At 50.0% G+C, this 18,828-nt stretch carries 30 protein-coding genes and 1 pseudogene; 5 read left to right on the top strand and 26 right to left on the bottom strand.

Features of this window, described 5'->3' with window-relative positions:
• Positions 1–213: 213 nt before the first annotated feature.
• The 5 genes from CPH80_RS15880 to CPH80_RS15860 all read right to left on the bottom strand — a co-directional run bounded on the left by CPH80_RS15880 (position 214) and on the right by CPH80_RS15860 (position 2,436).
• On the bottom strand, positions 214–786 hold the full coding sequence (locus CPH80_RS15880; protein WP_096279304.1) for a GNAT family N-acetyltransferase: 573 nt from the start codon (positions 784–786) through the stop codon (positions 214–216).
• A 94-nt stretch (positions 787–880) separates the two neighbouring features.
• A complete protein-coding gene (locus tag CPH80_RS15875) occupies positions 881–1,186 on the bottom strand; it encodes a helix-turn-helix domain-containing protein (RefSeq protein ID WP_096277585.1) in 306 nt (101 codons plus the stop codon).
• A complete protein-coding gene (locus CPH80_RS15870) occupies positions 1,179–1,493 on the bottom strand; it encodes a transcriptional regulator (protein WP_096279302.1) in 315 nt (104 codons plus the stop codon). The genes CPH80_RS15875 and CPH80_RS15870 overlap by 8 nt, the downstream gene beginning before the upstream one ends.
• A gap of 477 nt (positions 1,494–1,970) precedes the next feature.
• The gene (locus CPH80_RS15865; protein ID WP_264754845.1) at positions 1,971–2,171 is read right to left on the bottom strand and encodes a DUF2442 domain-containing protein; all 201 of its coding nucleotides are present in this window, start codon (positions 2,169–2,171) and stop codon (positions 1,971–1,973) included.
• Between the two features lie 25 nt (positions 2,172–2,196).
• A complete protein-coding gene (locus CPH80_RS15860) occupies positions 2,197–2,436 on the bottom strand; it encodes a DUF4160 domain-containing protein (RefSeq protein WP_081622871.1) in 240 nt (79 codons plus the stop codon).
• 297 nt (positions 2,437–2,733) lie between these two features.
• Here CPH80_RS15860 and CPH80_RS15855 point away from each other — a divergent pair, with 297 nt between their 5' ends.
• Positions 2,734–3,687 (top strand): IS110 family transposase, encoded by a 954-nt coding sequence (locus CPH80_RS15855; protein WP_096279298.1) that lies wholly within the window; start codon positions 2,734–2,736, stop codon positions 3,685–3,687.
• A gap of 35 nt (positions 3,688–3,722) precedes the next feature.
• Here the strand turns inward: CPH80_RS15855 and CPH80_RS15850 are convergent, their stop codons facing one another.
• From CPH80_RS15850 to CPH80_RS15840, 3 genes are all read right to left on the bottom strand, one after another.
• Positions 3,723–3,986 (bottom strand): Txe/YoeB family addiction module toxin, encoded by a 264-nt coding sequence (locus CPH80_RS15850; RefSeq protein ID WP_096279296.1) that lies wholly within the window; start codon positions 3,984–3,986, stop codon positions 3,723–3,725.
• Positions 3,983–4,225, bottom strand: coding sequence for a type II toxin-antitoxin system Phd/YefM family antitoxin (locus CPH80_RS15845; RefSeq protein ID WP_096279294.1), 243 nt, complete (start codon positions 4,223–4,225; stop codon positions 3,983–3,985). Before CPH80_RS15845 ends, CPH80_RS15850 begins: the two co-directional genes overlap by 4 nt.
• Before the next feature lie 406 nt (positions 4,226–4,631).
• Positions 4,632–5,282, bottom strand: a complete 651-nt coding sequence (locus tag CPH80_RS15840; protein WP_096281695.1) for a class I SAM-dependent DNA methyltransferase — start codon at positions 5,280–5,282, stop codon at positions 4,632–4,634.
• A gap of 421 nt (positions 5,283–5,703) precedes the next feature.
• Between CPH80_RS15840 and CPH80_RS21720 the strand changes: the two are divergent.
• Positions 5,704–5,838: pseudogene (locus CPH80_RS21720) on the top strand (hypothetical protein); the annotation flags it as partial.
• Between the two features lie 324 nt (positions 5,839–6,162).
• On the opposite strand, the gene CPH80_RS15835 reads toward CPH80_RS21720, so the two are convergent.
• The 3 genes from CPH80_RS15835 to CPH80_RS15825 form a co-directional block, all read right to left on the bottom strand.
• Positions 6,163–7,293 (bottom strand): alcohol dehydrogenase family protein, encoded by a 1,131-nt coding sequence (locus CPH80_RS15835; RefSeq protein WP_227520211.1) that lies wholly within the window; start codon positions 7,291–7,293, stop codon positions 6,163–6,165.
• Positions 7,294–7,482: 189 nt separating this feature from the next.
• On the bottom strand, positions 7,483–8,106 hold the full coding sequence (locus tag CPH80_RS15830; RefSeq protein WP_096279292.1) for a SagB/ThcOx family dehydrogenase: 624 nt from the start codon (positions 8,104–8,106) through the stop codon (positions 7,483–7,485).
• A 78-nt stretch (positions 8,107–8,184) separates the two neighbouring features.
• Positions 8,185–8,763, bottom strand: coding sequence for a TetR/AcrR family transcriptional regulator (locus CPH80_RS15825; RefSeq protein WP_096281691.1), 579 nt, complete (start codon positions 8,761–8,763; stop codon positions 8,185–8,187).
• A gap of 99 nt (positions 8,764–8,862) precedes the next feature.
• Here CPH80_RS15825 and CPH80_RS15820 point away from each other — a divergent pair, with 99 nt between their 5' ends.
• Complete coding sequence (locus CPH80_RS15820) at positions 8,863–9,345, top strand: HPP family protein (protein ID WP_172898612.1); 483 nt, start codon at positions 8,863–8,865, stop codon at positions 9,343–9,345.
• Between the two features lie 160 nt (positions 9,346–9,505).
• On the opposite strand, the gene CPH80_RS15815 is transcribed toward CPH80_RS15820, so the two are convergent.
• The 5 genes from CPH80_RS15815 to CPH80_RS15795 all read right to left on the bottom strand — a co-directional run bounded on the left by CPH80_RS15815 (position 9,506) and on the right by CPH80_RS15795 (position 11,467).
• Positions 9,506–9,748 carry a BrnA antitoxin family protein gene (locus CPH80_RS15815; RefSeq protein ID WP_096279290.1) on the bottom strand — a complete coding sequence of 81 codons (243 nt, stop codon included), beginning with the start codon at positions 9,746–9,748 and terminating at the stop codon, positions 9,506–9,508.
• Positions 9,732–10,016, bottom strand: coding sequence for a BrnT family toxin (locus CPH80_RS15810; RefSeq protein WP_096279288.1), 285 nt, complete (start codon positions 10,014–10,016; stop codon positions 9,732–9,734). The genes CPH80_RS15815 and CPH80_RS15810 overlap by 17 nt, the downstream gene beginning before the upstream one ends.
• A 150-nt stretch (positions 10,017–10,166) precedes the next feature.
• Entirely contained in the window at positions 10,167–10,793 is a 627-nt protein-coding gene (locus tag CPH80_RS15805; RefSeq protein WP_096279286.1) for a LysE family translocator, read from the bottom strand.
• A gap of 123 nt (positions 10,794–10,916) precedes the next feature.
• Positions 10,917–11,213: a type II toxin-antitoxin system RelE/ParE family toxin gene (locus tag CPH80_RS15800; RefSeq protein ID WP_096279284.1), complete on the bottom strand. Its 297-nt coding sequence runs from the start codon at positions 11,211–11,213 to the stop codon at positions 10,917–10,919.
• Positions 11,213–11,467: a type II toxin-antitoxin system ParD family antitoxin gene (locus tag CPH80_RS15795; RefSeq protein WP_096279282.1), complete on the bottom strand. Its 255-nt coding sequence runs from the start codon at positions 11,465–11,467 to the stop codon at positions 11,213–11,215. Before CPH80_RS15795 ends, CPH80_RS15800 begins: the two co-directional genes overlap by 1 nt.
• A 216-nt stretch (positions 11,468–11,683) precedes the next feature.
• Here CPH80_RS15795 and CPH80_RS15790 point away from each other — a divergent pair, with 216 nt between their 5' ends.
• Positions 11,684–11,920 (top strand): addiction module protein, encoded by a 237-nt coding sequence (locus CPH80_RS15790; RefSeq protein ID WP_096279280.1) that lies wholly within the window; start codon positions 11,684–11,686, stop codon positions 11,918–11,920.
• A gap of 2 nt (positions 11,921–11,922) precedes the next feature.
• Positions 11,923–12,237 carry a hypothetical protein gene (locus CPH80_RS15785; protein WP_096279278.1) on the top strand — a complete coding sequence of 105 codons (315 nt, stop codon included), beginning with the start codon at positions 11,923–11,925 and terminating at the stop codon, positions 12,235–12,237.
• Positions 12,238–12,531: 294 nt separating this feature from the next.
• Here CPH80_RS15785 and CPH80_RS15780 read toward each other — a convergent pair whose 3' ends face one another.
• The 10 genes from CPH80_RS15780 to CPH80_RS15735 all read right to left on the bottom strand — a co-directional run bounded on the left by CPH80_RS15780 (position 12,532) and on the right by CPH80_RS15735 (position 18,660).
• Positions 12,532–13,587: a sensor domain-containing diguanylate cyclase gene (locus CPH80_RS15780; protein ID WP_096279276.1), complete on the bottom strand. Its 1,056-nt coding sequence runs from the start codon at positions 13,585–13,587 to the stop codon at positions 12,532–12,534.
• 278 nt (positions 13,588–13,865) lie between these two features.
• A complete protein-coding gene (locus CPH80_RS15775) occupies positions 13,866–14,159 on the bottom strand; it encodes a HigA family addiction module antitoxin (RefSeq protein ID WP_096279220.1) in 294 nt (97 codons plus the stop codon).
• Positions 14,159–14,437 carry a type II toxin-antitoxin system RelE/ParE family toxin gene (locus CPH80_RS15770; RefSeq protein ID WP_096279218.1) on the bottom strand — a complete coding sequence of 93 codons (279 nt, stop codon included), beginning with the start codon at positions 14,435–14,437 and terminating at the stop codon, positions 14,159–14,161. The genes CPH80_RS15775 and CPH80_RS15770 overlap by 1 nt, the downstream gene beginning before the upstream one ends.
• 118 nt (positions 14,438–14,555) lie before the next feature.
• Positions 14,556–14,819: a Txe/YoeB family addiction module toxin gene (locus CPH80_RS15765; RefSeq protein WP_096279274.1), complete on the bottom strand. Its 264-nt coding sequence runs from the start codon at positions 14,817–14,819 to the stop codon at positions 14,556–14,558.
• Positions 14,816–15,058, bottom strand: a complete 243-nt coding sequence (locus tag CPH80_RS15760) for a type II toxin-antitoxin system Phd/YefM family antitoxin (RefSeq protein ID WP_096279272.1) — start codon at positions 15,056–15,058, stop codon at positions 14,816–14,818. The genes CPH80_RS15765 and CPH80_RS15760 overlap by 4 nt, the downstream gene beginning before the upstream one ends.
• 171 nt (positions 15,059–15,229) lie before the next feature.
• On the bottom strand, positions 15,230–15,598 hold the full coding sequence (locus CPH80_RS15755; RefSeq protein ID WP_096279270.1) for a hypothetical protein: 369 nt from the start codon (positions 15,596–15,598) through the stop codon (positions 15,230–15,232).
• A gap of 69 nt (positions 15,599–15,667) precedes the next feature.
• Positions 15,668–16,207 (bottom strand): hypothetical protein, encoded by a 540-nt coding sequence (locus CPH80_RS15750; protein ID WP_096279268.1) that lies wholly within the window; start codon positions 16,205–16,207, stop codon positions 15,668–15,670.
• A gap of 36 nt (positions 16,208–16,243) precedes the next feature.
• On the bottom strand, positions 16,244–16,546 hold the full coding sequence (locus tag CPH80_RS15745) for a type II toxin-antitoxin system RelE/ParE family toxin (protein WP_096279266.1): 303 nt from the start codon (positions 16,544–16,546) through the stop codon (positions 16,244–16,246).
• Entirely contained in the window at positions 16,543–16,824 is a 282-nt protein-coding gene (locus CPH80_RS15740; RefSeq protein ID WP_096279264.1) for a type II toxin-antitoxin system Phd/YefM family antitoxin, read from the bottom strand. Before CPH80_RS15740 ends, CPH80_RS15745 begins: the two co-directional genes overlap by 4 nt.
• 273 nt (positions 16,825–17,097) lie before the next feature.
• Positions 17,098–18,660: a transposase gene (locus tag CPH80_RS15735; protein WP_096279262.1), complete on the bottom strand. Its 1,563-nt coding sequence runs from the start codon at positions 18,658–18,660 to the stop codon at positions 17,098–17,100.
• Between the last annotated feature and the right edge of the window lie 168 nt (positions 18,661–18,828).

The raw sequence follows: 18,828 nt of genomic DNA, 5'->3' as shown, positions 1-18,828 counted from the left end.
AGGACAGATCGGCTATCGGTTCCACCGAGGGTCACGGGAACTTCTGGCCTGACGAAAATCACCGCCCAATGCCAGGGCCAAACCACCCCTCAGTTCGCCGACGATATTTCCTTAATAGAGAAGCACCGGGCTCGTCCAACACCGGATCAGGTCGCGGCTGCGCGCGACCTATCCTTATTTGTTAGCTTTTGCCTCTGAACTGCACGCACGTTGCTATGTATCTAAATTGAGCCCTAAATTTGCAAGATATTCTTCGGCAATATTTTTGGTGATAGTATATTGATTTAGCTCGCAAATCAGGCTTAATTCGGATGACGCCCCTACGCGTGTTGCTGTCAATGGAAAGCCGATTTTACTAAACAGCTTATTGGGTAGAGGATTTGATGACCTTGGTTCACAGGTGATGCTATTAAGCTTGAATTTTTCGTAAAATTTTAGGGCGGACAAGCAAAAAAGAATACCGCCATAGCCCCTGCCTTTATAGGAGGCATCCCACATGTGTAGATGCATCTCTCCAGTCTGGCAAAAATGAATATTTTTCAAACTGGAAAAACCAATAGGAATGTTATTGATGAGCCAAATTAGATAGGAAGTCTGGGCATCGTGATTGGCTTGCCCGATTCCGCTTCTGAGGCTTATCTCGAGCTGCTCGGCGGTTGGGAATTTCGACGCATCTGCCCCCATGCGAGCTAAATCTGTAGGTGAAGACTCCAGCCAGTAACTGACAATATTTGGAATATCACTTAATTCCAATGTACGCACTGCAAAATTGATATTATCAGCCACTCAATTTCTCTCCTTCAAAGTAAGCTAACGCGAAGCGCACCGGCGGACTTTTCGGAGCGAAGCGGAGAAAAGGCCGTCCGAGTGACGCGTATTGTTAACCCCTGAGTGTCAGGCCCTCTTTGATAACCTCAGGATGGCGAAAAGCTATTTGAATAAGTGCTTTGGCAGCACCTGAAGGCTTGCGCCGACCTTGCTCCCATTCTTGCAAAGTACGAGCAGAGATATGCAATACGTCGGCAAACTGACGCTGTGAAAGCCCTGTTTTACTTCGGGCCTCGGCAACCTCGTTAGGCTCTACTTCGGTGATACGGGCTGCCTTACCCGCTTTCATCTCCTTCACGGACTGGAGCAGCTTATTGCCAAGTTCTTCAGCGCTGAGCGTCTCGGTTACTTTACTCATTTTCCAATACCTCGCGAATTGACTTCAGGATGTGAGCAGGCATGTTCTCTCTGGCGGCTTTTTTGTAGATCACCAATAGCCAGATTTCTCCATTTGCCAATCGAGTGAAGTAGATAACACGTACCCCACCTCGCTTTCCTATGCCTGCAGTAGACCACCGAACCTTCCTGCACCCGCCACTACCAGGAATCACATCGCCAACTTCCGGGTCAGCAGCAAGCCAGGCAAAGAAAGCGTTTCGCTCATCATCTGACCAAATTTTTCGGGCGTCTTCTTCAAATGTTGGGGTTTCGATGACTGTATACATGAACACAAATATACGTCAATGACGTAGTTTCGGCAAGGTGCATTGAAGGGTTAACGCTGAGGTAACCGGCGCCGGAGCGCAGCGGAGGGAACCAGAAGCGCCAGCTTATGGCGTCCGGTCCCCGGTTGACCGACTGGTTAAGGGCCGGTTACCCGTTGTTTTGTATTGGCACCCAAGACCGAATGCCCACTCCCGATACCTTGCACCAGCACGACCCATGGCGCCAAGAACCAGAACACCGAATAGGCGGAAGCTGCACGATGAGTACGCCGGATTGCCCAGTGACCTGAACACCAGATTAGCCGCCAAAACCGTTGCCAGACTGAAGACTGTTTTCAGACTGCGGACAGCCACTGAAGCCCGCGCCAAACACCAAACCAATGAACACCGGAGTAAGGCCTTTAACGATTGCAGCATGCGCGCCTATGGAATGGAGCCGAAGGCGCAATGGAAAGGGCGTCGCCGTGCCTGCACTGGTTATGTGCTGTGAGCTACGTTTGGAAACCTCTCAGGATGCTCAATAATTTCCGCCGTCAGGTCTACATCAAGCTCAGGCCAATAGAAGTGCCCAGGAGACTGCTCCTCGACATTCACAATTGCACTGACTCGCTGTTCCTTGAACCAAGGGAAATTTTTGTACGGCATGAAAAACTCACGGTCGTGCGCAAGGAGCCACACACCATGTGCAGAGATATTTGTCACCTCAACTGCTGAAGTGCTGTTTCCAAGCGCTGACAAGCTCATCGCGGTGATCCTCCACCAATGATTCGATTTCTTTTAATTGCTGCCGGTTGTACCCGTAATTTTTGGCAAGCTCAAGATCTGGTTCAAGCCAGAATTTAGCCTCGCCATCACCTGAGACTACATGAACATGCATGCGAGATTCTTCTCGCGAAAAGAAAAAGAAGCGATATCCCTTTTCTCTGAATACTGTAGGACTCATCCATACTCCTCACATATAACGCCAAAATTAAGCCGCGCCCGACTAGGGCATCCGGTGGACGGCCTTCAGGCCGGGAACGTACTTGAGCGACTTGTATGGATAATCTCTGTCGTTAATGGGTAAAGTTGAGGCCCACCCCCAGCTGCAACTGGGGGTCTTCGTGCAGCAGCTCGGTGAATGACCGGCTCCTCTTTCGAGAGACCGATAACCAGTGTGTAGCGCTGCATGACTCTAAAGCGATAACTCGAACAGTCATCGGGGCCTCGAGCCCGTATAGCAAGGCAGAGTCAGCTTATTATGAACACTTCAAAAATCCAAATCCCAGTCAATATCGGTGTCGACGTTGGTAAAGCTAATCTCGATATCGCCCTTCACCCCTCCGGCGAGTTTTATTCGATCCCCAACAGCGAGGCGCACATTCAGCGGTTCGTTAAAATCCTCAAAGGCTACTCCATCGAACGTATAGTGGTGGAAGCAACCGGGCGTTATGAACATGCCCTGGTGCAAGCATGTGACCAAGCCAGTCTACCGATCATTGTCGTCAATCCCACCAGCGTCAGGCGCTACGCTCAAGCCATCGGAGTGCTTGCCAAAACCGACCGGATTGATGCACAGGTCATCGCCAAATACGCCGCCACACTGAAGCCTGAATTCAAGCCGATTCCAGACAAAACATCTCAGAAAATTAAAGACTTACTCGTCAGGCGAAGCCAGCTTTTGGAAATGTCCACCATGGAGAAAAATCGTCTCCAGATACTTCCGAAAACACTTCATCGTTCCATCAAAAGCTTGCTCAAGATGCTCCAGAGTCAGGTCGAAACCATTACTCGACAAATCGACCAGGAAGTTGCCAAAGTCGATCATTGGCGTATCAAAGCTGAGATCCTCACCAGTGTTCCGGGCGTCGGCAAAGTACTCACCTACACCTTGCTCAGCGAGCTTCCAGAACTCGGTTCTCTCAACCGCAAAGAGATTGCTGCGTTGGTCGGTGTTGCGCCCATTAACCGAGACAGCGGCAAGCTCAATGGCAAACGAAGGATACGGGGAGGACGTCATAGAGTGCGCACGGTGATGTTCATGGCCATGCTCTCATCTATCCAGTGTAATCCCGTTTTTAAACGGTTCTACGAGCACCTGAAGGCCCAAGGCAAGCTTCCCAAGGTCGCTTTGATCGCCTGCATGAGAAAGATGATTGTGGTGCTCAATACCATGATCAAAAACCAAGAACCGTGGCGTGAAAATATGGCCTAATTTATAGGATTGACACCACAGTCACTGGTTATGCATTATTCGTAGTGGCTCCAGAGCCGGAGGACTTTCACTACCCGCTCGTCCTCGAGCACCTGATACACCAAACGATGTTGAATATTGATGCGGCGTGAATAGGCCCCCGCAAGATCACCGATCAGTTTCTCAAACGGAGGCGGCTTGCGGTATGGATCTTCCGCAACTAGAGCCAACAATTCCTGAGCTTTTGGCTTGAGGCCGCTGGAGGCCAACTTCTTCGCATCTTTCTGGGCTTGCTTGGTGTAAACCAACTTCCATTTCACCAGCCCAGCTCCTCATCGCATTCATCCACAGGAGTATCCATCCCCTCACGAATAGACTCACGCATACCTGGAACAGAGAGTAGGTAGAGCGTTTCCTGAATTGCAGACCAATCTTCCTCGGAAACCAAGACAGCTTTGTTCCGTTTACCCATGATGATGATTGGTTGGTGGGACTCGGCAGTTTCGTCAATCAACCGATAAAGGTTGCTGCGCGCCTCAGTTGCTGTAATTCCGGTCATGACGCACCTCTGATGTATTCAACTTTTTACCAGTGTACGCCTTTAGGTACGTGCGTCAAGACGAACGTTCCGCATAACGCTTGCAGCATGCGCGCCAATGGAATGGAGCCGAAGGCGCAATGTAATGGGCGTCGCCATGCCTGCACTTGTTAGCCATATTTGAATAGAAGATTATGCCAGACGTCATCACTCTTTTGCAGGCTTACTCCGAGCCTTTGAAGAGCTTCAACATAGCCGAGATATGAGGATACGTAGTGGCCAGCGATAATGTCGGCGTTTTTCTCAAAAACACATTCTGTATATTGATCTACGTATAGGCCCAACGATTCGATCAATGCAGATAAGGGACGCAAATGATCAAGCTTCAACCCCCGCGCGCTCAATAACTAAGTGCAACACTCTCGAATCAGGCGGCCGCGCCTGGCACGCGATAGGTGCACATCTTGCAGGTGTTTTCCTCCTCGATCTGGTAAGGCGTATCGTAGAAGCTGAGCAGTTCCCAGTCGCCCTGAACCTCAAGCTCCAGCATCTTCGCGCGGTAACCGTAATCCTCGAAAGCTCCCTCACGTATCGTGAAAACGATCGTGCCACCGGGGCGGGTAACGCGAATCAACTCGGCAAATGCGTCACCCCTGACATGACCGTAGGTGAAGGTACCGGTGCAGACCACGGCATCGTAGGTATTGTCTGCAAACGGAAGAGGTTTGGTCATGTCCGCCTGAAAAAATGACCGATAGATGCCCTTGGCCGCTGCTTCGTCCAGCATATCCCGGGAATAGTCCAGCGCATCCATGGTGGTGTACCCCAGCGTCGCAAGCTCCTTCCCCACCAGACCTGTCCCGCTTCCGGCATCAAGGATGACCGCGTCATGCTGGCAGCAAAGCGCCTGATCCAGGGTCTTTGCGCTGGCGATATGGGCAACATACCCAAACCGATCCACGAGATCGCTGTCGTAGTCGCTTGCCCAGGCCTGATAGGCGTCCATCAGCTCTTCATGATTATCAGCGGTATACACCTTATTAAGGATTTCCGTTTTGGCGATTCTCTGATTCGTCATACCGTTCTGTTTCTCCCCCTGCGGCCTGGCAGGCTGGCCTGGATTGCTTATGAATAGATAAAAAGGATCGGCTAAAAGTACCATTTTTTCAATAACCTAAGCAGTCCGCTAAGCAAAAGCAGCCACTTCTGAAATGGTACCTGAAAAACTGACCCTCTCGCCACTCTGTTGCCACTCTCGCGCCGCCAGATCGAGGCCGTGGTGATCCGGTCCGCCAATCCGCCTGTGTATAGTATCAACAAGCTAATCACTGCCCAGATAAACCCGAAGCATGGGTCCAATACGGTATGTGCCTATCTTGCCAAAACCCCCGAAACGCGGGATAAAGGAGCGCTAAGGCGCGAATCCAACGTGCCGTTGCAAATTTCCCTGTGCCGCCCTCTGCGCCACAGGCCTGTTTCAGTTCTGAAAGGCTTCCCCTATGGGTACTGGTTCCGTGAGCACCGACGCATTTCTCAAGGCGCACCCCGAGCTGCAGTTTGTGGATCTGCTGATTCCGGATATCAATGGCATTGTTCGCGGCAAGCGGGTGGACCCGTCAGCCCTATTGAAGGTGCGCGCGCTCAATAATTAGCGAACTAGTCAATATAGATTTGTAATTCGAAATGTATCTTGGTGCCTGATATTCGTTAAGGTCGTGTACTATCGTTTCTTCAGCATAATGTTGATTTTTAAGTTTGTAATCGTCAACTTGACGCTCGAACTCATCAACTAGCAACTTGAACGAATCACATTCATATTTGTATCTATGATCGAGTTTCACGCATACCTCCGAATGAATCTAACGCACGCAATCACGCGCTTGTCGCGTGGATTGCATTGTTAGGGCCTTTGAATGGGGATCGTATCTTTTCGCCTATTGCCCTGCGAGGAGGGGCTTTCATAGTGGCGGCACCAGTACAAAGTTTCCAAAGTGCATCTTCTTGAGGAATTCCTCTTGCGCAGTCGCTATGTCTTTCAGCTCGAACGTTTTCGCGACCAGAGGACGTATATCACCTTTTTCAATGTAATCGATGAGATTTGAAAAGACCGGTTCATCCCAGGCTGTGCAACCAATTAGTGTTAAGTCCTTGAGATAAAAATCGCGCATATCGATGGTCGTTATCGGCCCGGCAATCGCTCCAGACGAAACATATCGGCCACCACGAGCCACCAGCTTCAACAGCTTCCCGACCTGCTCACCAGCAACATTGTCGATAACAATATCCACCGATGAGTCCTGAAGCTCAGTGCTCAAGTCCGAGCCCCGGGTAATCACTTGGTCGGCCCCCAGACCTCGGACAGAATCCAGCTTACTTTCGCCGGCTACGGCGATAACATAGGCACCCCGACGCTTCGCCAACTGCACAGCCGCTGATCCGACTCCACCCGACGCCCCAGTAACCAACACGCGGTCAGTTCTTTTTACGTTTGCACGGTGCAGCATGTTTTCCGCCGTTCCATAAGCACAGGGTATTGTCGCAAGCTCTACGTCGCTCCAATCGCTATCGATTTCAAATACCTCGCTGGCCGGCACCGTGACGTATTGAGCGAACGCTCCATCAAAATCCGATGCCATCCAAAGATTATCCAGAGAATCGAAGCCGTTAAGACGCATACAAGCCCTGACAAGAACTCGCTTCCCAATATCCGGCCAATTAGCCCTCTCACCCCTGGCAATAACCTCGCCACAACAATCTGTACCCTGAATAAACGGAAAAGGAGTTGTTTCGTTCCAGCCACCATCCTCAATCCCTGGCTCATTATGGGTTTCAGATAAGTGCTCGGTGCCACCCTGAACCGATGAAGAATACCAGCCAAGTCGAGTGTTGATTTCTGTATTATTTACCCCGGCCGCCAAGACCCTGAGTAACACCTCGCCTGGCCTCGGTATGGGAATCGGGACATTGCAGTACTCTAGTTTCTCATAACTGCCGTTGCCCGTAGTCACCACTGCTTTCATCGTCGGTTGGTCACCACGAGTTTTGAAACGGTCGGGATCGAATGTTCGCAGGTAACTCAAATCGGGCATGCGTAGTCCAGAATAATGTGAGAGTCTCGTGACCGGAGCGGCTTCGTTCACGACCATTGTGAAACATTCAGTCACAGTTATGAACTGATCTATCACAAAGGGGCGTGGCCCTAACGCTAAGCGCACCGGTGGCTTTTTTGGAGCGAAGCGGAGAAAAACCATCCGTGTGACGTGGCTGGTTATGCATAGTTAGACACTCCACCGCTGTCCGATACAAAGTAGCGCAGTAGGCTCCACATCTGAAGGGAACCCAAATGCTTCCTTCACCTTCGAATCATCAAAGCCTGCGACCAAAACACAACCAATCCCCAGAGCCGTGCACTGAAGATGGACATTTTGCGCTAAAGCTCCCGATTCCATATACACATAGCGAGAACCGCGCTCTCCTTGGGGTGCCTGAGATTCAAAGCGCCTAATGGCTACTTCGAGCTTTCCAGCTAACCCAATGACGATGGCCGCGTCATTTAGCCATGGTTGATCGCCAATCCCCATTTCTCGTATCGACGCTTCTGGAGAGATGCTGCCAAGTAGCTTCAAAGAGTGACTGCCACTCTGGTATCCATAAATCCCAGGCTCAAGCTCCGCAATGCGCCGCACCAAAATGCGGGTCTGCAAAGAGTAGAGCCCGCCCGCTGAAGGTATTGCCCTTTTTTGCTCCGGCCCCGTTATTCCTTGCGCAGACCACAGCAACTGGGATAGAGAATCAATACGCAGGGGAGCTTTAGAGTACTCTCGCACACTGCGACGATTTTCAATACAGCTAACCAATGATTCAGACTCAAGTGTTTCAGGTGCAGGTAGCTCGAAAATCATGCACTACTCCTTATGCTTTGTGGCGTTACGCAATCGATTTTTCGAAGATATTTTCTTCAAGCAACACAAGTACCAAAGTTATTCATCAGCATAGTCATGCAGCATATTCTCCAGTATTTTTTTGGCCTCCATCGCCGCATCAAGATTTCCCTGAACGTGCGCCACTGAGGTAGCCCCTTCCTTAAGTAGAACAACTAAGCGTGTGAGCTCTTCTGTTGCCCCATCCGGAAGAGACAACGCATCCACATGCTTTCGAATCAATCTCGTTATATCAGCTTTGTGCTCGGCACAGGCCCGGTGGATGACATTGTCTCGGTCGCCGAATTCAGCGCTGGCATTGATAAAGAAGCAGCCATGGAAGTGGTCGATATCCGGCACCCGGCTGTGGAACCAGTCATCCAGAGCACTAAATAGTTCAAGCAAAGCGGGTTTGCCTGAAAGTACATGATCCAGCCTCGATATAAGCCAAGCCCGGTAGCTACAGTCACGATAGCGGATGACCGCTTCCACTAGGTGTTGCTTGCTGGGGAAGTGATGATAAAGCGTCTTCTTGGCTATCCCTGACTCCGCTAACACCAGGTTCACTCCCACTGCGTGGATGCCCCGAACGTAAAACAATTTAAAGGCGGTACGAACTAGCTGTTCTTGTTTATCCATGGTTACACCCACATCACATCAGATATCCGTATCTTGACATCAGTAGACAAGACTGTCTACTCTATGCAGACCGATCTGTCTACTTTGGAGATTTTGCTCATGTACAAACGTCTGACCACTTCACGCTACCTTGTCCCTTTGCTAGCAGGCTTGGGGGCAATGCTGTGTATTACCGCTTTGAGCAGCCTGGGCAGCGCTAATCAGTCCTCCGTCTGGTTGATGGCTCCCTTTGGCGCGACCATGGTAATCCTATTCGGATTGCCGGAAAGTCCACTAGCACAGCCCAGAAACATCATCATAGGTCACCTATTAACAACGGCGACCGGCCTGTCTGTAGCAGCTCTGGTGGGCGTTACCCCCTGGTCGATGGGATTGGCAGTAGGACTAGCGGTAAGCTTGATGATGCTGACCAACACTACCCACCCACCAGCAGGGGCTAATCCGCTAGTCGTCATGCTCGCAGGTGAACACTGGGGTTTCCTGTTGACGCCGGTGGCGGCAGGCACCGTTCTGATTGTGGCTTTCGGGGTGGTATACCACCGGCTTATTTCCGGGCAACGCTATCCGAAGCAGTGGTTGTAAACGACACTATTAGTCAAAACAGGGAGGCTGGGCCAGGAGAAATACTTGAGGAGCCCAGCTCACTGATCTGCATAACGCCTAGCACAACGGCGTAGTAATGTTGGCGACTTTGCTGCGTGTTTTTGCGGCAAAGTCGCCAATATTACGGAGTCCGTTGGTGCTACTTGTTAGCATTTTTTTGATGTGCCACATACTCATCCAGTAACTCACGAATCATTTTTTGATACTGCATGTGGTTAGTTTTGGCGGCCTGCTTAAAATATGCAACACTCTCGGAACTTAATGAAATAGTTACTTTAGTATTTTCACTTTTTAATTTCAGCTCTTCAGGTGAAGGTAAGAAGTCAGCAACAAGTCTTACTTCACCAATTGGCTCATCAGTGTATTTAATTTTCTTGTTCATATAATTTTCTCCCTTTTCTCCAGTAACCAGCACCAATAATTCTGATCTGGTTATTTCGATAAGTAAAACGAACAGTTAAGATGCCTGAATTTTCTTGATTTAAACCAAAACAAAAATAACGTTTTTCATCTTGGCTATGTACAACATCTTCGGCAATAACACGTCGATCATCTTTGAATGCATGTTGAGCATCGTAAAACGATACGCCATGCTTTTCTTGATTTTCGAGGTTTTTCGCCTCATCCCACTCAAAGTTTGATTTATTCATAGGGAAATTATAACGGTAGTATGGGCATATAGCCATACTCGGTTTGTATTTTTATGCTAACGCTGAGCACAGCGACGGCACGTCAGTAGCGTCCGGCGGCCGTAGGGCGCGTACTGCTGCGATTTGTTAGGCAAAACTCGAAACTAAGCATTAAAGCTTCGCACGAAGTAGGTTCAAACCTAGACCTATATACACAAACCCGGTAATTCTACCCACAGCAACAGATAAACGCGCATTTGACGTCGCTGCCTTCTTAAAGCTGGCAGCACATACAACCAATAAAAGGCACCACACCGTGCTACCCATCACGAATATGCCGCCTAAAAATAGAAATATACCGGAGCTACTATGGCTGTCAGGGGCCACAAACTGCGGCAAGAATGCAAGAAAGAAAATAGCGATCTTTGGGTTCAATAAGTTAGTGAGCAGTCCCTGACCAAAAATTTGTGAACGGCTTTGAGCTACAACACCAGTGACTTCTGCCTGCTTGCGATTACCGCGCAAAGCTTGCATTCCAAGGTAAATAAGATACGCAGCGCCGATAAATTTAACTGCCGTAAATGCTAGCGCTGAGGTCGCCAATATCGCAGAAAGCCCGATGGCTGCAAATATGGTATGTGCAAGAACCCCAGCGCTTACACCGAGTACCGAGAGTAAACCCGCCAAACGCCCTTGAGATATTGTTCTGGCTAGAATGTATATGGTGTCTGGCCCCGGAGTAATCCAAAGCAAAAAGCTTGCACTCAAAAATATCCAAAAATCGTAAGGTTCTAGCATCAGTGCCCCCTAGTTGAAATGCCTAACGCTTTTGTTCAGCGGCTGCCTTGGCAGAGCGAAGCGGCGACAACGGCACGGGGCCTGGATGGAAGTTTTGCAGCTACGCCGGAAACATAGTCGCCACTAATCCAGAAGCCTCTCAGGTGCATCCATGTCCTCGTGCAACACACGAACAATAAGCATCTCCGATTCAAGCACTTGATAAAAAACAGCGTGATGCTCGACCTGCAATCTGCGATACCCATGAAGAACATGGGCGTAGTTCGCGCCTAGTGACGGATGATTAATCAGCTGCTGCATTCCTGCTTCCAGTTGATCTAGGTATTTATCCGCCTGATCAACACCCCATTCTTCGCAGGTGTACACCCAAATGCCGATGAGGTCTGATTCCGCCTTCGGCGTGATGCTCAGATTGAACACTAATCAGCCGCCTTCATGCGCTTACGGCCAGCAGCCTTGATAGCCGATATATCAAACGGCTTAGGTGTCCCGCTTGATTCACCCTCAAACAGAGCCTGCCGCAGCGTGGCAAGACGTATCTGGGCTTGCTGGTCTCGCCGGATGAGATAGCGGATATACTCACTATCATTGCCGAAGTGACCGCTTTCAATCTGGCCTTTCACCCAACCGTCTTGTTGCTCAGTCAGCGTAATAGTTTTCCGGTGCATGCTCATAGCTGGTACTCCTAATACAGGTAGAGTATGACAATATCATACCATCCGCTTGCACCCAATCAATGCGCCACTTCTTGGCGCCCAACGCTTAGGTAACCGGCGCCGGAGCGCCAGCGGAGGGAACCAAAAGCGGCACGCTTTTGGTGTCCGGTTGACCGTCTTGTTAGGGCCGTCGAATCGGGATAGCATAGCCGTATCGCTGCTCGCGGAGGCACCATGACTACGAACACATTAAATCACCTACGCTCCCAGATTTCGACTCTCTCCGAGTCGGAACGTGCAGCACTAGCGCGCGAGCTCATAATGAGCTTGGACGGCCCTCGTGACGACTCTGTTGAACAGGCCTGGAATGATGAAATTATTCGCCGTGTGTCCAAGGTAAAAAGCGGTAAGGCCACACTTCTCAGCCGCGAAGAATTTCGAACAAAGATGCGAGCGAGGCTAAACCAGTAACAATGCGAACGGTAAGGATACTGGAAGAAGCCTCGCAGGAAGCGATAGAGGCGGCAGCATGGTACGAATATGAGCAACCTGGACTCGGAGCCGAGTTCTTCGCTGCTGTTGAGGTTGCCATCGACGTTATTGAAGAAAACTTCATCCCCTTATCGCCTCTCCCCGAAGAAGCCGGCCATACCGGCGCAAAACGACTGATTCTGGAACGCTTCCCGTACGACATTGTCGCGATTGAGTTGCCGGATGAAAGCGTAGTGATCGCCGTTGCCCATCACTCCAGAAAGCCTGGCTATTGGCGGACGCGCAGTAAGCCCTAACGCTTAGCTCACGCGCCGGTTTGAAGCCGCAAAGAGGTGTAAAACTGGTCGCTGTGCAGCCGATTGTTAAAGTCTAGCTAGCCAGCAATACGGTCGCCGACGGTCATGTAAATCGCTATAGTGTTGAAATAAGGAGGCTTTTCCGATAAACGATGGATAGTGGAAATTAACGATTATTATAAACCCCTCCTACTCCCACGGCATCCAGTGTGGCACATTGAAGATGTAGTCAGTCTTCGATCGGATTTATGGGCTACTGACCGATTTTGGAGTGATCATTGCGCAGGGTCGATATCATGCTGGAGGATTAGAGTTATTGCTTGTGTAGTAACTGTATTTATCCGCATACATGTTTTTATCAGCTTTGCTTAACAGCGCTTGTACCGATGTTCCGTTCTCAGGGTATAGCGCAAAACCCTGGCTCACATGGCAATGCAGCTTATGATGCTGAATCTGAAATGGCTCAGTCATCGCATCTTCAATGCGGGCCACGATTTGCTTCACCCCCTGGTTGTCATTTATTTGAGTCAGCAAGGCTACAAACTCATCCCCGCCAATACGCGCAAAGGTATCCGTGTCTCTTAGTTGCAGTTTGATACGCAGGGCCACTTGCTGCAGTAAAACGTCTCCCACCTCGTGCCCGTGGGTATCATTTACTTGCTTCAAGGCATCAAGGTCGATGAATAACACGGCAAACGGGTCTTTGCTACGCTGCGCCAAACCAATGGTTTGCTTGATACGCTCATTCAACACTGAGCGATTAACGAGGCCAGTGAGATCGTCATGGTGAGCTAGATACCGAATCTTTTTTTCAGCCGCCTTTCGGTCGGAAATGTCAGTAAGCATATTGAGCGTTGCTGGCTGCCCACCCCAAATAATCGCAACACCACTTAGTTCAATAGGGTAACTGCTACCGTCCTTTCGTAAAAAGAGGCTTTCATAACGCTGCGGTGTTGCCTCTCCTGCTACGCGGCGCTGATAATTAGCCATCATCTCATCCCGTGCAGATGGATGGATTAGAGGCATGAAAGACGGTAATTCCTGGAGCTCAGCTTCATCATACCCACTCATTTCACACATGCGCGGGTTGAGATATACCAGCCGTGTATTTTGCACCACTGCAATCCCTTCGTGCGCAGTTTCAACAAGATAGCGAAAAGAATCCGCGCCCTCACGCAATTCCTGTACTAACAAATTTCGAGCATCCATAGCACGACGGTAACGAAGAAAAAACCATATCCCTGCCAACAAAAAAATAACCAGAATCAGGGTTACACCCCAGAAAAAATATGGACTAACCCAGTACCCTGCTTCTACCAAACCTGTTCGCGCTTCGGTGCTACGTTCCATAAAAAAGCTCTGTAATAATTATTATTTAGCCGTTTCAAAATAGATTACTGCTCTTCGCGTTTAACACAAGTGATGAAGGCAAATTTGCCGCATGAGCCTTGCGGCAAATTTGGTAACGGCAGTGAACCATGGACATATCCAGGGGGGCTATTTCGTAACGGATATCATCGCAAAAACAGCTTTTTTAGCCCCACTGAATGAACACCCTTTTTATATTTAACGCCCGGCTTTGCGGCGTGCCGGAGCGCAGCGTAGGCGCGTCCGACAACAGCCACTGGTTAAGCTGCTTCGAAGTCCAAAGGATGAATACCATCCAAATTGACTGTCCGGCGAACCATTCCTAGATCGTGCATGTCTTGCATTGCCAACCAGCTCTCAGGAGTACGCCCAAGAACCTTGGATAGCCGCAGAGACATTTCCGGGCTAATACCACTATCCCCTTTGAGCAACCGAGACAAAGTGGAAGGAGAAACGCCCAGACTGGAAGCCAGTTGACGGGAACTGATGCCAAAAGGCTCCAAGTATACCTCCCGAATAAACTCGCCGGGATGCGGCGGATTATGCATAGTCATCAGTGATAATCCTCATAATCAAGAATGTAGGCGTTGCCATCCCGAAACTCGAACGTCATACGCCAATTTCCGTTAACCCAGATCGACCATCGCCCATTGTCTTTCCCCTTCAATGGATGAAGCCGAAAGCCAGGGATAGTCATGTCTTCAACTGACGTGGCGGTATCCAGAGCAACGAGTTGCATGCGCAGCTTCTTGGCGTGATCAGGCTGAACACCAGCAGTGCTGCCAGTCGAGTAGAACCGTTTCAGTCCTTTGTGATGGAATGTTTTAATCATAAGGGAATAATAGCATGTTGCGCATCACGCAACAATATAGCTTAACGCGAAGCTTTGCGGCAATTGTGGAACCGCACAGCGGTGGAAAAATTGTCCGGCAACAGCGGTTGGTTATGCATTATTCGTAGTGACTCCAGAGCCGGAGAACTTTTACCACTCGTTCATCTTCGAGCACTTCGTAAACAACACGATGCTGGATATTGATGCGGCGAGAGTATGCTCCTGCAAGATCACCAATGAGCTTTTCGAACGGCGGCGGCCTCCGATACGGATCTTCCGCAATCAGCGCCAACAATCCCTGAGCTTTTGGCTTGAGGCTGCTGGAAGCTAACTTTTTTGCATCTTTTTGGGCCTGTTTGGTGTAAACCAACTTCCATGTCACCAGTTCAGCTCCTCATCGCATTGATCCATAGGGGTATCCATTCCCTCTCGAATAGACTCGCGCATACCTGGTACAGATAACAGGTAAAGCGTTTCCTGAATCGCAGACCAATCTTCCTCGGAAACGAGAACAGCCCTGTTCCGTTTACCCATAATAACGATTGGTTGATGGGACTCGGCAGTTTCGTCAATCAACCTGTAAAGGTTGCTGCGCGCCTCAGTTGCTGTAATTCCGGTCATGACGCACCTCTGATGTGTTCAACTTTTCACCAGTGTACGCTTTTGGGTACGTACGTCAAGACGCACGTACCGCATAACGCTTGCAGCATGCGCGCCCTTGGAATGGAGCCAAAGGCGCAATGGAAAGGGCGTCGCCGTGCCTGCACTGGTTATGTGAGGCTGATCGCATGGCTAAAACTGTCGTTTAGAACACTTGCCCTCGTAAGTTTGAGCCTGAAAGGTTCCTTCATCACCTTTACTATAGCTGCTGTCATAGTAAAGGCCGACAGCAGCTCGCTTATAAAATCCTGATACCCGATTAATAACCCAAACTTCGCCACCCACATCCGCACCTTTCTGGTAAGCCGTTATGTACGTATCGTCAGTCTGAACAATGTAATATTCAATGACACCCCAATTCATTATTTGGCGGTCAATATCAACTTTTAGGTCCGCGACTTTCTGGCCTTCAGAGGTTGCACATTGAAGTACCACTGGAGCAGCGTGAGTAATTTGAAACGCTACGAACTGAATTAAAACCGCGGCAAAAATTTTCTTCAAAACGAACTCCCAACGATTGCGTGCATAGCGGCTCTCTCAGCCGCAATGAAATTGCCATGCTCGTTATTGTTATGTTATCTGCAGTCCACCACAGATAATAAATACGCCAAGCCCAATAGCGAATGTGATAAGGGACAACCTCAAGTAGCGCTCTGCATCGATATCCGCAGACCCGAGTGGCTCAAGCGCGGTGTCACTGTATTTCTTAACAATACCAACGAAGGAATCGAGAAGCTCTTCGTGAGTACCAACGTTCAACTCGGACGCTTCTTTGCGAATATCGGGTTCGCTGTTAACGAAGCGGGCATGAAAGCTCCTTAGCGTGTTGCCCCGGTGGAGTGACCACAAACCAAGCAAAATTGAACCGAACAAAAAACACCAACTGATAACGAGCGACCAAGAAGCAAAAGAGCCTGTTGAGGCAGTTGCAAGAATTGTCTGTGCGAACGTGATCGTGCCGACCAAAATACCAGAAGACAAGGAAAGAACCAGCCGAGCAAGCGTCTCCCTTCCTGACCATAGCGGGCCATGTGCGGAATCGATTTCCAATGCTATTTCGGCGCCAGCTTCTCGCGCGTCACGCACTACCTTTTCAGAATCCACTTCCATACGCGGAGGCCCTTTTTAGCACTACACAACAGCGTATTATGTTTCGTCATCACCGAGCTCGGACATCCGCAATAACTGGCTACTGCGACGCACAGTCAGAATATCAACCTGATCTCTCGCACTATAAATAACTCGATACGTTCCAAATATCAGCTCCCTGATGCGAGGTGACCCCACCTCGGGAACCATGCGCCCGCTTTTGGGAAAATCAGCTAGTCGTTCTACCGTGGCAAATAGATCATCAACCCACCGTACCGCCGCATCTGGGTTGTCTTCTGCAATATACCGAGCTATGTCCTCGACACGCTCCAGCGAAAGCGGGGACCAAACAATCTTCATTGGGCAAGCCCGCTCAGAACCCGAGCCTTAGCGTCTTCATGGGCAATACCATCCCCGGAGGCTATCTGTTCTTCCGCCTTATACACCTCTTCTAGTATTTCCAGACGCTCTTGCATCTTCTCGTACTCGTGAACGTCCAAAAGTACTGCAACGCCACGACCTCTTTGCGTCAGCACCATAGGACGACGGTTTTCATGAAGCTGCTTTACAAATGTGGCTACCCCTGCGCGAAATTCAGACAAAGGACGGATATCTTCATTTACTCGAACCCTAGACATGGAAACGACCTCAGTACGCTTAAATGTACGTCAAAGAGTACGATATTGATGAGCGCCAAGCAAGGTATTCGAGGGGAGGAACATAACGAGGCTGTAGAAAAACCCTTTTCAGAGCCTAACCTGCAGCCGCTGTGTTGTTTTTTCATACCCCGCCGTCAACTGGCGCAAGTTTGATCATTTGATGGCAACACCGCATCATTATCGATATCCGACGCTGAGCTCTCTACACATGGCCGTCTGTGACCTATATCTGGCCATATCCTGGCCCCGGTTTCATGCCGCTAACTGCCCATAATTCGCCAGTTTCTCAATATTGTGCACCAGGCAATACAATTGCCACTGACCCTGCACCTTCTTTTTGCTTCGCAGACTGAAGCGATTCAGACGTTTGTTGCTGCCGAACACAGGCTCGACCACCGACATGCGATGGCCGTAAATAGCTTTGCCTTGCTGACTATCGACTCGGTGCTTCATCCAGTCGGTATACGTTGGATCGCGCCTGAGCTCCAGGGTGTAAGAGACCTGCCGTCCTTTGCCTTTTCGGTGACCTGCTGAGCTGGGGTTTTGCATGCATTGATGCTTTTGGGGGCACTGGCGGCACTGCAATAACCGCCCTTGGAAGTGGGCTCTGGGTACGCCATTTTGATCGGTTCGGGTGCCTTCGTAATGCAGGGATTCTCCAGCGGGACAGATGCACGTCATCGCAACAGGATCGAACTGGAATTCACTGGAAGGAATCACGTGTTTCCAACCGCTCTTCGATGGGGTTTGCTGGCGCTTACCGTATTTGTCTTTTTGCTGCGCGAACTTTGGATCACGGCTGCGGAATCGGTTGTCCGGAATATAGCCGTTGATTTGTTGTTCATGCATATACTGCATATTCGCTTCGTTGGCGAAGCCTGTGTCGGCGGTCACGATCGCGCCGGTTTGATAGATGTTGTCGGCAATACCGAGCTTTTTATAGCGACGCTGAACCGTCTCCAACACCGGCTTTAACGTGTGGTGTTCCTGGCCTTCACCGAATGCCTGCGCATCGATTATGACCTGGTGTTTCTTATCCACCGTCGCCACGCCGTTATAGCCCTGGATCGTGCCTTTACTGGTGGCCATCTTGCCGCTTTCGTTATCGGTGATGTTGCTCTTCACTTCCTTGAGTCGCTTCCCCTGACCCATTCTTGGGCTGTTCGTCTTCAGGAAACGGTCCACTTTTTTCATCGACTCATCCAGAGAGAGCACGGTTTTCGCCCTTCGAATATCTCGATCCAGTTCCGCTTCGGTTTCAGCCTCATCCCGTTCGTGATGCTCATGCAAATGGTGGCGAATCAACCGTTTCAGCTTGTCCCGTTTTTCGCCCAGCTCTTTAAAAGTGCCAGACCATTCCTTCGCAGCGTCCGACGACATTTTGCAGCCGTCGATGGCAAACAGTTCGTTGCCCAAAAGGCCCTGTTCATGGCACACCAGCAGTATTTGTTCGAACAGCTCTTCAATCTCATCGGCGTGCTGGCTAACGAACTTGGCCAAGGTGGTGAAGTGCGGAACGGTATCGCAGGACAGCGCTTTAAAGATGATGTTGGTCTCGCAGCACCACTGGATCTCGCGGCTGGAGGTGATGCCTTTGGAGTAGGCGAACAGGATGATCTTCAGAAGAATGGCTGGATCGTACGCCAGCCGGCCTGTGTCGTCATTGCGATATTTTGGATGGAATACGGACAGATCCAGCTTGTGTTCAATCAGGTAGTGCACCGCATGTTCGAAAGTGCCGGGCTGGAGCTGTTCCTGGTAGTTGATCACCACCATCGAATCTTGATCGTAGTTGTAGTGCTTGAAACGAGGCATTCCGACCGCTCCTTGTCTGTGTTCTCGATTCTACCAAAATCAGCCTGATTTGGGGTTTTTCTACAGCCTCAACGCTCACAGCATGCGCGTCCTTGGAATGGAGCCAAAGGCGCAATGAAAAGGGCGTCGCCGTGCCTGCACTGGTTATGTGTTTGTATCGGCGATGAA

Origin of the sequence: Marinobacter sp. LV10R510-11A (assembly GCF_900215155.1) — a bacterium.
Lineage (GTDB): Bacteria > Pseudomonadota > Gammaproteobacteria > Pseudomonadales > Oleiphilaceae > Marinobacter.
This window is presented reverse-complemented; position numbering and strand designations above follow the sequence as displayed.